Origin of the sequence: Aeromonas sp. HMWF015 (genome assembly GCF_963878965.1) — a bacterium.
GTDB lineage: Bacteria > Pseudomonadota > Gammaproteobacteria > Enterobacterales > Aeromonadaceae > Aeromonas > Aeromonas veronii.
In genome coordinates, this window is the sequence record NZ_CAWNZT010000123.1 from 1 (window position 1) to 13,892 (window position 13,892).

12 protein-coding genes and 1 pseudogene are annotated in these 13,892 nt (G+C 61.2%); 8 read left to right on the plus strand and 5 right to left on the minus strand.

The window, feature by feature from the left end; all coding sequences use genetic code 11:
• Positions 1–516 (plus strand): MFS transporter (locus AACS18_RS06160; RefSeq protein ID WP_146184858.1); only part of this gene is annotated, 516 nt, incomplete at its 5' end.
• 131 nt (positions 517–647) lie between these two features.
• Positions 648–1,578 (plus strand): annotated as a pseudogene (locus tag AACS18_RS06165) (transposase); the annotation flags it as partial.
• Between the two features lie 78 nt (positions 1,579–1,656).
• Here the strand turns inward: AACS18_RS06165 and AACS18_RS06170 are convergent.
• A complete protein-coding gene (locus AACS18_RS06170) occupies positions 1,657–2,742 on the minus strand; it encodes a hypothetical protein (RefSeq protein WP_108613927.1) in 1,086 nt (361 codons plus the stop codon).
• Positions 2,743–2,997: 255 nt separating this feature from the next.
• Between AACS18_RS06170 and AACS18_RS06175 the strand changes: the two genes are divergently transcribed.
• Positions 2,998–5,253 carry an LTA synthase family protein gene (locus AACS18_RS06175; protein WP_108613928.1) on the plus strand — a complete coding sequence of 752 codons (2,256 nt, stop codon included), beginning with the start codon at positions 2,998–3,000 and terminating at the stop codon, positions 5,251–5,253.
• Positions 5,254–5,317: 64 nt separating this feature from the next.
• Here AACS18_RS06175 and AACS18_RS06180 read toward each other — a convergent pair whose 3' ends face one another.
• Complete coding sequence (locus AACS18_RS06180) at positions 5,318–6,334, minus strand: S66 family peptidase (RefSeq protein ID WP_108613929.1); 1,017 nt, start codon at positions 6,332–6,334, stop codon at positions 5,318–5,320.
• Between the two features lie 265 nt (positions 6,335–6,599).
• On the opposite strand from AACS18_RS06180, the gene AACS18_RS06185 reads away from it, so the two are divergent.
• From AACS18_RS06185 to cysG, 5 genes are all read left to right on the plus strand, one after another.
• The gene (locus AACS18_RS06185) at positions 6,600–7,442 is read left to right on the plus strand and encodes a patatin-like phospholipase family protein (protein ID WP_108613930.1); all 843 of its coding nucleotides are present in this window, start codon (positions 6,600–6,602) and stop codon (positions 7,440–7,442) included.
• A 195-nt stretch (positions 7,443–7,637) separates the two neighbouring features.
• Positions 7,638–8,696 (plus strand): anaerobic sulfite reductase subunit AsrA, encoded by a 1,059-nt coding sequence (gene asrA, locus AACS18_RS06190; protein WP_108613931.1) that lies wholly within the window; start codon positions 7,638–7,640, stop codon positions 8,694–8,696.
• A 1-nt stretch (position 8,697) separates the two neighbouring features.
• Entirely contained in the window at positions 8,698–9,537 is an 840-nt protein-coding gene (asrB, locus tag AACS18_RS06195) for an anaerobic sulfite reductase subunit AsrB (protein ID WP_108613932.1), read from the plus strand.
• A gap of 11 nt (positions 9,538–9,548) precedes the next feature.
• Positions 9,549–10,559, plus strand: a complete 1,011-nt coding sequence (gene asrC, locus AACS18_RS06200) for a sulfite reductase subunit C (protein WP_108613933.1) — start codon at positions 9,549–9,551, stop codon at positions 10,557–10,559.
• A gap of 197 nt (positions 10,560–10,756) precedes the next feature.
• Complete coding sequence (gene cysG / locus AACS18_RS06205) at positions 10,757–12,148, plus strand: siroheme synthase CysG (RefSeq protein ID WP_108613934.1); 1,392 nt, start codon at positions 10,757–10,759, stop codon at positions 12,146–12,148.
• Between the two features lie 100 nt (positions 12,149–12,248).
• Here the strand turns inward: cysG and AACS18_RS06210 are convergent, their stop codons facing one another.
• The 3 genes from AACS18_RS06210 to AACS18_RS23170 form a co-directional block, all read right to left on the minus strand.
• Positions 12,249–12,851: a hypothetical protein gene (locus AACS18_RS06210; RefSeq protein WP_108613935.1), complete on the minus strand. Its 603-nt coding sequence runs from the start codon at positions 12,849–12,851 to the stop codon at positions 12,249–12,251.
• 252 nt (positions 12,852–13,103) lie between these two features.
• A complete protein-coding gene (locus AACS18_RS06215; RefSeq protein WP_005352756.1) occupies positions 13,104–13,421 on the minus strand; it encodes a heavy metal-binding domain-containing protein in 318 nt (105 codons plus the stop codon).
• Positions 13,422–13,593: 172 nt separating this feature from the next.
• Positions 13,594–13,892 (minus strand): SPOR domain-containing protein (locus tag AACS18_RS23170; RefSeq protein ID WP_258228867.1); only part of this gene is annotated, 299 nt, incomplete at its 5' end.

Sequence of the window (13,892 nt, forward strand, 5' to 3'; positions counted from 1 at the left end):
CTCACCTTCCTGCTGGCCAAGCCCCCTTTCTCCCTGCCCACCCGGTGGCTCGGCATGCTGTTTCTCACCTATCTCTCGGGGACGGTGGCTTCCTCCCTGAGCGGTCGCTTTGCCAACCGCTGGGGGGCACAACGCATGTTGCTGGTCGGGATCGCCCTGATGGCCCTCGGCAGTCTGTGGCTGCTGCAAGCTAGCCTGCTCGGGATCCTGAGTGGCTTGCTGATCTCCAGCTTCGGCTTTTTCCTGGCACACGCCTGCGCCAGTGCCTGGGTCGGTCATCATGTCGAACACAACCGCGCCCTCGCCTCCTCCCTCTATCTGGTGGCCTACTATCTGGGGGCGAGTCTGGGGGGACTTTACCTGCACCCCTTCTGGGAGCAAGGCGAGCTGGACGGTCTGGTCATGGGAATTGAACTGGTCCTCATCCTGACGGCAGGCTTGAGCCTCTGGCTCGGCCGTCTCAAGCAGCGAAGCCAATCGCCACTGCCCGCCCAGCAACCCCACCGACACGGGTAACAGGCTCAGCGCAAACAGGGCCACCCACGAACAGATAGCGATCTCGCTACCAAGCGCCACCAGATAGCAAAACGGGTTACTCGGTGATAATGCCGATCCATTAAGGATCCATTGAAAGCTCCCCATGGCCCCCATTTGTCGCCCCCATCGCCTTCCTGCAAGCTCGCCAAAAGCTTGGCCACAAGAGCATCGAGCGGCGGTTTCACGGCACCGCCGCAGGCTGGCACCAGCAGGCCAATCACCTCGGTTGGGCCAGGCTACAGCTGCTCGCCGTCGATAGCGTGATGTGGCAGACGCCCGATACCCCGGACTGCTCCGCCGACTTTGCCAAGCCCAGCACCCAGCATGGCGAGACCGCCTATCCGCAGGCAGGTTCGCATGCTGTGTCAGATGGAGCTAACCAGCCACCTGTTTGTTCAAGCCGTCATGGAGAGCTGCGCCGTCAACGAGATGGTGCTGGCGAAAAAGCTTATCGAACACACGCCAGAGCATTCGTTCCCCCTGCTCGACAAGGGGTTCTACTCGCTCGGCCTGCTCCACGCTAGGCAAACCACCGGCAACGAGCGGCACTGGCTGCTGCCACTCAAAGAGGGGACGCAAGAAGTGGCCGCAGTTGCCCGAAACGATAGAAGCCCGTTTGCTGACTCGTACTATCAACGGCAAGGAGTACCAAGTGTTGGCCTCGATGGTCAACCCGATGCGTTGCCCAGGGACTGACATTGTCGCGATCTAAAACCATCGTTGGGAAATATAGAGCTGGGCGATTGGGAGATAAAACACAGCCTGCAACAACACCGACTGACCCTGCGCAGCCAGATGGTGAAGATAGCCGCGAGTCTCAAGGGAGAGTCGGCTAACTAGCTGAGTTTTCACATGGCGTCGGTCCATCTCATTCATGGACTGAGCTGCATGCTGCACATGTCGCCGAGGACTATCCAGAAGCGGGTCGCTGAGCTAGAGAAACAAGCGGGATAGTTTATATTGCCGGAACGAAGGGAGCGAAGTCCCCCCCACTACGTGAAGCCAAGGCCACAGAGATATAATGTGAAAAAAATAAATTAAAACAATACCATTCAGGCTTAACTGACTGGCATTACCCACAAGACACCCTGTTCATTTGTATTCCGCGGATGTGTTGGCTCAGGCAAGGCTGGTGGCAGGCAACTGGCAGGCCACGGCTTCTCGGCACAGCTGCTGCAAGCGGGCCAGCAGCCCTGTCTGCCCCAGCTCCGTCTCCTGAGGCGAGAGATTGTCCACCAGCAGCGGATAGTGATCCGTTACCGCCTGCATCAGCCAGTCGAGACGACGCAGGGTGAGCGGGCCGCAGCTCTGGCCACTCAGATCATCGGCCACATCGAGCCGATGGCTGCGATACATGTCCCGCCACCAGTTGGCGACCAGCGCCTCGTCGCTCGCCAGCGCGGCGCTCCACTCCCCTTGCAAGGCGTGCAGGCGGGCCAGCACGGGCGCGCTGGCCCCTTCGCGGATCAGGTGATGGATCTCCCGTTTCACCCATTTCAGGCAAAGCTCGCGCCAGTAGCGAAATTGCGGCAGAGGATCGGCCTCATCGAGCCAAAGCCCCGAGAGGGTGCGGGTCTCCAGTCGCTCCGGCACATGAAACTGCGGGTCGACCAGACCGTTGGAGTTGTATTCAAAGCGGGGATCGAAGGTCCACATATAGCCAAAGTCGAACACGCAGATCTGCTCGCCGTCATCGAGCAGGTTGCCCGGGCTCGGGTCCCAGTCAAACCAGCCCCAGCGCGCCAGCTCACCCTGCACCTCCAGCATCTGGGCCAGATTGCGCTCGTTGAGCTGATGGACCGGCACACCCCGCAACCAGGGGGAGACCAGCACCCCGGCGCGCGCCGAGCCGAAGCTGGTGCAGACCACGTGGGAGAGGACAGTAGGGTGCAGCTCGCGCAGCGCCTCGATTTCGCGCCGCCGCTCCAGCTCGGTCAGAAAGGCAGTCTTGCCATCGAGGTTGGCCACCAGCGAATCCTGACGGCGCCGCTTGAGGCACCAGTGATGCCCCTCCACCTTGAGGTGAAACACCTCGGCGGTGAGACCGTGGCGATAGACTTTGACCACAGCCGGATGGCTATCCTTCAGCTTGACCAGTTGGGCCAGCGGCAGCGGGCAGTCGCGCTCGCGTCCGATCCGGATCTCTTCCTTGCTCTCCAGCATGCGCAGCAATCTGGCCTGACGTGCCATCACTTTGGGATTCATACATGTACCTCCAGTCGCTATCGAGAGACTAAACAGCAGATCCCTCCCAAGCCAGTGGCAAAACCCCATGATGACGCTTTCATCACATATTCCGAACAACCCCTCGATCGGGATCACAATTTGCAAGGTTGAGCTGTAACCAAATATTCATTAAGTGGTCATTAAATTGACAAGCTGAAACAAGGCCCGCACCATCGGGTCAAACTCTATGCGGATGAACGATCTCTCCCTCACTCGCTCAAAGGATGAGCTTATATGAATCGCCCCTCCTCAGGCCGCCCCCGCGTCCTGAGTCTGCCCTCTCTGCTGCTTGCCCTGCTGGGCGGATTGCTGCTGCTGACCCTGTTGTTGCCGCTGATCAATCCCGGCAGCTGGCTGGGCCGTGCCCAGCCGCTGGTGCTGGGCCCCGCCGACAATCCACTGGCCACCCTCACCCGCCACGCCCTGCTCTATAAAAGCGACAGCCGCGGCCTCTATCTGGTGGTGCGCAGCCAGTGGCAGTTGCGGGGACCATTGCAAGCGGGGGACAAGGTGCGGGTGGAGCTGCTCAACGACAAGGGGGAGCGGATCGACCAGCTCAGTCAGGCGGTAGATAAGCGTCAGGTGTGCCGCAATAACCGCTGCTCGCTGGATCTCAACAGTACCCTGCGCGCCCCGGATGACGCGCTGGCCAGCCGCTATCAGCTGCGCATCGGTCTGCTGCTCAAAGATCGCCCCGAGAGCGGCGATTTCAGCCAGATCCTGCAAACCCTGCCGGAGCAGGGCTTCAACCTCACCTATCTGGTGGTGAGCCTGACGCTGGTGCTGGCCCTGAGCGCCGCCATGCTCAAAACGGTGCTGCCAAAGCTGCGCCGCAGCCTGCGCTGGCGGATCATCGGCAGCCTGCTGCTCGGCAACCTCACCTTCGTGCTGCTGCACGGCTTCGTGGTGTTCAAGCTGGGGGAGTTTCTGCTCTGGTCAGGCTTTCGGCCGGAGCACTACTATCTCGCCTGGGGCAGCATGGTGCTGGGCTGGAGCCTCTGCGCGCTGGCGGGCTTCAACCTCTATATGGGGCTGGTCTTTACCGCGCTTTCTGGCATCGGTCTGCTGGCCAACTTTATGAAGATCGCCATCTACGGCGTGCCGCTCGGCGGGGATGATTTTGGCAACCTGCTGGCGCTGCTGCAGATCCTGCTCGACCAGCACCCCATCCTGCCCATCTTCACCGTGTTGCTGGCACTGTTTCTCTGCTGGCGCTTTGCCCTGTCACGCTGGGTGCTGCGTACAGCCGCGGCCACCGTCACCTTCTTTGCCCTGTGCGTGTTTGCCACCCAGACCGGCAACAAGCTGCTGGGGGCCAACATTCGCTACGTGGATCGCGCGGTCAACTACCACAGGGACATCATCCGCTCCGGCCCCGGCCTCTATCTGTTCAATCTGGTGGACGAGATGCTGCAAAGCGGCAGCGTGTTTCGCTACCCCTTGCAGATCAACGAGCTGGCCCCGCAGCTGAGCTATCCGCCTCAGGGCATCACGCCGCGCTGGGATCTGGTGATCGTGCTGCAATATGAGTCGCTCTGGCTCGACTGGAAGGGGCGGATCTGCGCCCAGGCTCCCACCCTCTCCCTGCCCGCCAGCGTGCAGCAGTGGCAAAAGACCATCCACTCCCCCACCACCGGCGGCATGACGGTACTGGCGGAGTTTGAGATGAACACCGGCCTGCCGGTGGGCTTGCTCAAGCAGGGGGTGGTGCCCTATTACTACCTCTCGCAGCAGGTGCCGGGGCTGGCACAGAGCGCCAGACAGAGCGGCTACCAGACCCTGTTCGCCCACCCCTATGTGGAAAAATTCTGGGGCCGCGCCAAGGCAATCCCGGCGCTCGGCTATGAGGAGCGTTGGTTCGATACCCGTTTTACCACCCTCGAGCACAAGGGGCTCTATATCTCCGACGATGCGCTGATCGAGCACATACTCAAGCGCAGCGAACAGGATGACAAACCGCTGTTTGCCTATGCGGTCACCATGCAGGGGCACGGCCCCTTCGATGGCCCCCGCTATCAGGGGCAGGAGCGCAGCGGCGCCTGTCCGAACCAGAGCGAGAGTGACACCCAGCTGCTCAACACCTATTACACAGGGGTGGTGGATGCCATGGCCTCGCTGGAGCGGCTGCTCAAGACCCTAGACCAGTCGGGCAAACGCTATCTGGTGGTGGCCTTTGGCGATCACCAGCCGTTTTTGATGTCCGCCGGCAAGGGGATTCACGGTGACAAACCGGCGCGCGATGCCACCTACCAGATCCCCATGATGGCCTTCACCCGCGCCGATGACCCCCTCAATCTTGCGACCCAGTTTGCGCCGGTGCGCCAGCTCTACCAGATGGGTCAGTCCACCCGCCAGCTGCTGGCGGGGGATATCACCCCCATCGAAGAAAAACCCCTGCTTCATCCGGTGCTGGGCGAGGAGAAAGGGTTCGACCCTTCAAGCCTGGTGCCGCAGATCCGTGCCAGCTTCCGGCCCGATGCCCTGCCCTGATCACGCCCCACAAAAACAGACAGGGCCGCATCCGCGGCCTTGTTGTTGGACATTCATTTCGCCCTTATTCTGCTCGCCACCAGGGCTCCAGCAAGGTGAGCTGCTGGCGGTCGAGATCGAGCGCCACCTCGCTCCCCAGCGGCAGCGTCAGCATGGGATGGGTATGGGCGCAGTCAAACTCTGCCAGAATGGGAAAGTTCGGCTCCCCCACCACCTCCAGCAGGATATCGAGGGGGCGCTTGCAGCTGCCCTGATCGTTGAACAGCTCGTGCTTGCCGAGGATAAGGGCGCCGATCCGATCAAACACCCCGCACAGCTTGAGATGGGCAAAAGATCGCTCCACCGTCTCGGCAGATTTCAGGCTGTCCTCCAGCAGCAGAATGTCGCCGCACTCAATGGTCGGCATATAGGGGGAACCCCAGATCCCCGCCATGGTATTGAGGTTGCCGCCGATCAGCCGCCCCGATACCCGACCTGAGCCCACCGAGATCAGCCGATTGGGCTGGCAAAACTTGGCCCGGGTCTGGTTCTCCCAATCCAGCCGTTCATCGCTCCATTGCGCCGGAGTAGGCAGCGTGCAGGGGACGCCAGCTTCGTCGGCCAACGCAATCTGTAAAAAACTGGCCAGCGTCTCGTCCACCAGCGGCGGCAACTCGCCAAAGGAGGCCACCAGCGCCGGGCCATAAAAGGTAACCAGGCCAGTCTGGGCATGGATGCCGAGCAGCAGCGCCGTCACATCGGAGTAGCCAACGATGATCTTGGGATCGCGCTTGAGCGCATCAAAATCGAGGTAAGGGAGCAGGGAATTGGAGTTGCTGCCGCCAATCACCGACATGATGCAGCGTACTTCCGGGTCGCGAATAAGGGCGTTGAGCTCTTCAGCACGCGCGGCGATGGAGCCGGATCGCCAGTGATCCTGCTGGCCGCTGAGGCAGCCCGCCTTGAGCCTAAAGCCCTGCCCCTCAAGAAAGGCTTTTGCGCGGGCAAAACGGTTGGGGGCCCAGGCGGTCGCCGCGCTGGAGGGGGAGAAAAAAGCGATGGTATCGCCACGTTTAAGCAGCGGGGGAACCAGTAACGTCATAAATTGCTCATCCTTGCCAATATCCAGCCATCACAGAGTCGTTGAGACTCCTACACAACCCCTTTGATCACAACGGGTTTATCACGGTCGTTTAGAAATACAAAACACTTGATTCATTATTAACAGATATTCTAAACACCATCCCCTTCCTAGAATGACCTCATTGCGATGGCCAACCCCGGTTGGTTGTCAGAACGGTCGGCCTGACAGCCCGGACGTTCTCTTTCCCACTTTTTCTCTCTGACTTATCAATGAGGTGCCTGTCATGAACAAAAACGCATCCCCCAGCGCATTGGTTGTAGAAGGCGGCGCCATGCGCGGCATATTTGCCAGCGGCGTGCTGGATGCGTTTATCGAACGTGACTACCGCCCCTTCGACTTCGCCATCGGCGTCTCGGCCGGCGCGACCAACCTCTTGGCCTATCTCGCCAGCCAGCATGGCCGCAGCCACGACATCCTGACCGAGCTGGCCTGCACCCCGGAGTTTCTCGACCCGCTGCGTTTTGCCAAGGGGGGCAATCTGGTGGATATCCACTGGCTCTGGCACACCAGCTGCCGCAAATATCCCCTCGATATCCATCGCTATCGGGAGAGCGGCATCCCCTTCTATGCGGTGGTGACCAATGCCCTGACCGGCAAGGCGGAGTACATCCGGGTCAAGCCGGAGAACATGGATGAGGTGCTGCCCGCCAGCTGCGCCATTCCCCTCGCCTCCCGCGAATATCCCGAGGTGCACGGGGTGCCGATGACCGATGGCGGCGTCGCCGACTCCATCCCGGTGATCGAGGCCTACCGCCGCGGCGCCCGCCAGATGACGGTGATCCTCTCCGAGCCGCTGGGCTACCGGCTCAAGCCGATGCCCTTCCCCTGGATGATCCGCACCCTGCTCAAGACTCACCCCGCGCTGGCACAGGCGCTGGAGCAGCGGGATCGCAGTTACAACGAGGCGCTCGATTTCATCGCCAATCCGCCCGCGGATTGCCAGATCGAGGTGATCGCCCCGGCCGACTACTTCCCGGTGTCCCGTTTTACCCGCGATATCAACAAGCTGGAGATGGGATACGTGATGGGCAAGTGCGCCGGCTATCAGGCGGCCCTGCTCAATTGACAAGGGTTTTACAGGCATGACCCGACCTGCCGCGACGCACACGCCGCCACACAAGAACAACCGGGTCAGTTGAACAAGATGAGTCATAAACCGGACTGCGGCGAGAGCAGCGTAGCTCTCCCGGCTAGTCAATACCGGGACAGACACGCCCCTTTCAATGCCAAGGCATGTCACCCTCAGACAAGGTGTTTATTTATGTCGTTTCTTCTCACCCAGCCCGCGCTGGTGCAGCTGTTCGAGCGGCTGCTACCCGATTACCGGATCATGGCCCCTGCGGCCGAATATCGGGGCGGTCGCTTCTCCGACACCGACAACGTCACCTACCACAGCATCCGCCATCCGGCCGATCTGGTGTGGCAGGAGAAGTCCCACTTCTCCCCGAAAGAGGTGGTGCTCCCCATCACCCAGACCCTGTTCCACTTCGACAATCTGGAGCTGCGCGAATCGAAGGTGGAAGCCAAGCCCACCCTGCTGTTCTTGCGCAGCTGCGATATCCACGCCCTGCGCCGGCTGGATCAGGTCTATCTCAAGAACGGCCAGAACAGGGACGTCTATTACGCCCGGCTGCGCAGCAAGCTCAAACTGGTGCTGCTGGAGTGCCGCGAGAGCTTCGAGAACTGCTTCTGCGTCTCCATGGGCAGCAATGAGACCCGGGACTACGCCGCCGCCATTCGTCTGAGCGATGAGGGCGCCCGCATCGAGGTCAAGGATCCCGAGCTGCTCGGCTACTTCGCCGAGCTGGGTGAATCCGATGACTTCACCCCGGAATTTGTCCAGAGCAACCCGGTCAAGGTACGCACCCCGGACAGCGTCTGTGACGACCCCCAGCGGATCCGCCAGATCCTCACCGCTCATCCGGTCTGGGCCGAGTATGACAGCCGCTGCATCGGCTGCGGTCGCTGCACCACCTCCTGCCCGACCTGCAGCTGCTACAGCGCGCACGACCTCACTTATGCAGAGAACCCCAAGCAGGGTGAGCGCCGTCGCCAGTGGGCCAGCTGCATGGTGGATGGCTTCAGCGACATGGCCGGTGGCCACGGTTTTCGCGCCAAACATGGCGAGCGCCTGCGTTATCGCGCCCTGCACAAGGTCAACGACTACAAAGCCCGTCAGGGAGAGGAGCACATGTGCGTCGGCTGTGGCCGCTGCGACGATCGCTGCCCTCACTACATCTCCTTTAGCAACATCATCAACAAGATGACCGATGTGGTCGAACAGACCATCGCAGCCGACAACGCGCAGGGGGCGAACTGATATGTGCCAGTGCCAGCAAACCGCAACAGCAGAACAACAGCAGGAAGCAGTCGAAAATCGCCTGCTGCCCAAGGCCTACACCATTCTGGCCATCGAGCGTCACACCGAGCTGGAGTGGAACTTTCGGGTCTCCCGCGACTTTGATGTCCACTACGGCCAGTTTGTGGAGATCTCCCTGCCCACCGTTGGCGAGGCGCCCATTTCGGTCTCCGACTATGGCGATGGCTATGTGGATCTGTTGATCCGCAAGGTCGGCAAGGTAACCGATGAGCTGTTTGCCCTCGATGTGGGCGACAAGGTGTGGATGCGCGGCGTCCACGGCAACGGCTATCCGCTGGAGACCTACCGCAACCAGCACCTCATCGTGGTGGCGGGCGGCACCGGCGTCGCGCCGGTCAAGGGGCTGCTGCGCCGCTTCAGCAAACACCCGGAAGAGGTGAAATCCCTCGACATGATCCTCGGCTTCAAGAACGAGCAGGCGGTGCTCTATCGCCACGAGATGCCGCTCTGGGCCGAGCAGCAGAACCTCATCGTCACTCTGGACGAGGGCAAGGAGAGCGAGCAGTTTCGCATTGGTCGGGTCACCGACTACATCGACCAGCTGGATCTTGCTGACAAGGAGGATATCCAGGTGATCGTGGTCGGCCCCCCCATCATGATCCGCTTCGTGGTGCTCGCCTTCCTCGAGCGGGGCATCCCCAAGGATCGCATCTGGGTCGACTACGAACGCCGCATGGCCTGCGCCGTGGGCAAATGCGGCCACTGCCGGATGGGCGACACCTATATCTGCGTGGATGGACCGGTCTTTCGTTTTGACCAGGCCCAGCATCTGATCGACTGAGGGAGAACACCATGAGTCTCGATATCGACATCATCAAGGACCGCGCCAAGAACGAATACCGCCTCTCCAAGGTGCGCGGCGAAGCGATGATCAGCGTACGCATTCCCGGCGGGATCATGCCCGCCCACCTGCTGGCAGTGGCCCAGCAGATCGCCGAACAGTATGGCAACGGCCTGATCCACCTCACCACCCGCCAGAAGCTGGCGATGCCCGGCATCAAGTATCAGGACATGGACAAGGTCAACGCCGCCCTCGAACCCTTTATCAAGGAGATCGAGGTGGAGACCTGCGGCATCGAGGTAGAAGACACCCAAGCCGGTTACCAGACCATCGGCGGGCGCAATATCGTCGCCTGTCAGGGCAACACCATCTGCCAGAAGGGCAATATCGACTGCACCGGGCTGGCCCAGCGGATGGAGAAACACCTCTACCCCAACCCCTATCACCTCAAGATGGTGATCGCCGGCTGCCCCAACGACTGCGCCAAGGCCAACATGGCCGACTTCGGCATCCTCGGCATCGCCAAAATCCACTTCAATGCCGAGCGCTGCATCGGCTGCGGCGCCTGCGTCAAGGCGTGCAGCCACCACGCGGTGGATTGCCTCGCCATCAAGCATGGCAAGGCGGTCAAGGAGGAGAGCAAGTGCATCGGCTGTGGCGAGTGCGTGCTGGCCTGCCCGACCCTGGCCTGGCAGCGGGATCCCAAGCAGCTCTACATGGTCAAGCTGGGGGGCCGCACCAGCAAGAAGACCCCTCGTACTGGCAAGCTGTTTCTCAACTGGGTCACCGAAGAGGTGCTGCATGCGGTGATCAAGAACCTGTTCGAGTTCGAGGCCGAGATGCTGGATGGCAAACCCATCTACCTGCACATGGGCCATCTCATCGATCGGGCCGGTTATCACAAGTTCAAGGAGCGGGTGCTGCGCGGCGTCACCCTTAACCCGGAAGCCATGGTCGCTGACCGCATCTTCTGGGCCGAAGATCAGTACGTCGCCAACATGCACGTCAAAGCGGTGCAATAGGAAAAACCTCGTTTGGGGAAGCGTGATCAAGTGGCCGACACCGGTGGGGATCTGTCGTTGGCCCGGGCGTAGATCACCCTTCCCCTTTTTTATTCCCGTCGGGGGATCTTTCCCCCGACCATCCGGGGTGCGTCACGGCGCGCCCTGCTATCTCGCCCGGCGCGGCATTGCGAGCGGGCCAGCATCCGGAGCCTGTTATGGACTTTCTCCCTCTCTTCTGTCAGCTGCAAAACAAGCCGGTCCTGATCGTCGGCGGCGGTGAGGTGGCGGTGCGCAAGGCGCGCCTGCTGCTCGATGCCAAGGCGAAGATCACCATCAATGCCCCGCACCTGGAACCCCAGCTGATGAGCTGGGCCGAGCAGGGTCGCCTGACCGTCTGCGCCGCCGGCTTTCATCCCGAACTGCTAGATGGCAAGTGGCTGGTGATCGCCGCCACCAACCAGCCAGAGGTCAATCATCAGGTATTTCACGAGGCGAGCCTGCGCCAGATCTTCTGCAATGTGGTGGACTCTCCGGCCCACTGCAGCGCCATCATGCCTGCCATCATCGACCGCTCGCCGCTGATGGTGGCCATCTCCAGCGCAGGCGCGGCGCCGGTACTGAGCCGCCAGCTGCGGGAAAAATTCGAAGCCATGCTGCCGCAACACCTCGGCCAGCTCGCCGCGCTGGCGGGCAAGCTGCGCAAGCGGGTCAAACTCATTCCGGACAAGCTGGCCCGCCGTCGCTTCTGGGAGCGGTTCTTTAGCCATGAGCGACTGGCATGCCAGCTGGCGCGCGGCCAACAGCAGGCTGCCGAGCAGAGCGTCGCCGAGCTACTCGAGGAGCAACCGCAGAGCAAGGGAAGCGTAACCCTGGTGGGAGCTGGCCCCGGTGATGCGGGGCTGCTCACCCTGAATGGCTTGCAGCAGCTGCAGCAGGCGGATGTAGTGGTCTATGACCGGCTGGTCTCACAAGAGGTGCTGGCGCTTGTTCGCCGGGATGCCGAGCGGATCTTTGTTGGCAAGGAGGCGGGCCGCCACTGCGTGCCCCAGCAGGCGATCAACCAGCTGTTGCTGGAGCAGGCCAAGCTGGGCAAACAGGTGGTGCGGCTCAAGGGGGGCGATCCCTTTATCTTTGGCCGGGGTGGCGAGGAGCTGGAAACCCTGGCCGAGGCGGGCATCCCCTTCTCGGTGGTACCGGGCATCACGGCAGCCTCAGGCTGCGCCGCCTACAGCGGCATTCCCCTCACCCACCGCGATCACGCCCAACGGGTGCAGTTCATCACCGGGCATGACAAGGAGGGCAATATCGCCCAGGAGTGGTCGGCGCTGGCGGCCCCCCGCCAGACCCTGGTGTTCTACATGGGGCTGGCCCACGCCGCCCGCATTCAGGATGCGCTGCAAACCCACTGCATGCCCGGTCACACCCCGGTGGCGCTGGTGGAGCAAGGCACCCAGCTCAGTCAGCGGCTGGTGCGCGGCGAGCTGCAGCAGTTGGCCGAACTGGCCCGTCAGGTGAAGAGCCCGAGTCTCATCATCATCGGCTCGGTGGTCACTCTGGCCGACAAGCTGGACTGGTATGGGGAAGCCAACGCCATCCACGGCATCTAACCCCGCACGACTATCATCCAATAGAGACAACAAAACAGAGAGCGGCCACGCCGCTCTCTGTTTTTTTCATCAATGACCAAGCCGTGGCACGGCGCGTCTGTTACTCCAGAGTGATGGGGCCGGTATTCTGAACATCGCTGTCATTCCAGTCGCTCTCATCGCGAATGCGCGGATCCCCCTGCAAGGTGTAGAGGATGGTGCCCTGACGAAACTGCAGCGCGCCATCGGCCCGTTTCGCCTTCACCTTGACTCCGTTGACCCACACCTGCTCCTTGCCATCCACCTGAATATTGGCCACCGTGGCGCCTGTCTCGCGGTTTTTGGCGGTCCACTTGCCCTGATAAGGGGAATCCCCTTTGGCCATCGGCAGTGCGGCGGCCTTGCCCGCCGACCAGGCGTGCACGGTGCAAAAGCCATGAGCCCGGCGATCATGTTTGATGACGTAATCCAGGGTGGGTTCGCTGGCGGGCAGATCGAAGGTGATCCCGATGACCACCTTGCCGTTTGTGGCCGAATAGGCGGCGGGCGCCAGCGTTTTCAGGGTCGCCTTCTTGCCATTGATAAAGACGTTGCCCCCTTGTGACTTGACCCGGATATCGGTGGGACAAGTGGCGCTGAAATTGGGCAGCGCCGCGAGGGCACTGCCGGCATGGGCGGTCATGGCCAACATGACAAGGGTCAGCAGAGCAGGTTTTTGATTCATAGTGATACGCCTTCAAGAGAAGAGAACCTCGTCCGTGAGCGGTGTCGTTCCTGATGGCGGCACTCTAGCTTGACCCTCTCGGGCCACCCAGTGAAAAAAAATAAAACCGGTTAGGGGAATTATTAATAAATATAAACATTTAAAATCAATATGTTGAGTGACAATCCCGCCAGCCGCCACGTATCAGACAGGCAATAAAAAAGCCGATAATCCAGTTATCGGCTCATTGCCCATGCAGAGGCTGGTGCCCGATCAGACCACCACGGCGGTGCCACTGATGCTGACCATCAGCATGCTGCCGTTTTGCCCCACCACTTCGTAGTCGATATCGATGCCGACCACCGCATTGGCGCCAAGGGCGGCGGCACGCTCTTTCAGCTCATCGAAGGCGATCTCGCGGGCACGGGCCAGCTCTTTTTCATAGGCGCCGGAGCGGCCGCCGATGATGTCGCGGATCCCGGCGAAGAGATCCTTGAAAATGTTGGCGCCGAGAATGGCTTCGCCAACCACGATGCCGCGGTATTCACGAATGGCTTTGCCTTCCAGCGTGGGGGTCGTCGAGAGGATCATCTTGAACTCCTGTGAGTAGCAGAAGGGCTCAGACTACCCCAACTGCCCGAAAATCCCAACAGGGGGGATGACCTGTACGACGCCGTCCTTAAAAATCACGACGGCCAGATAAAAAAACACCGCGCACGGGGCGCGGTGTTTGTTTCAGAGGGCCATTGCCAACGGCAAGCCGTCACGGATTGTAAGAGACCACCGAGCCGCTGAGGCCGGTCATCTGGGAGATCCGCCCCTGCATCCCCTGCAGTTTGGCCTTGGAGACATCCGGTCCGATAAAGACCCGGTTGAGCTGACCCTGCACCGGTGTGCGCGGCGAAGTGTGGGCAGAGTAGCCTGCCGCCCGCAGCTTGCTCACCAGCGCGTTGACGCTGTCGACGTTCTTGAAGGCGCCAAGCTGGAGGATCCAGCTACCCTGTGCCGGTGCCGCAGCAGGGGCGGGTGTGGTCGGCTGGGTCATCTTGCTTTCAATCAGAT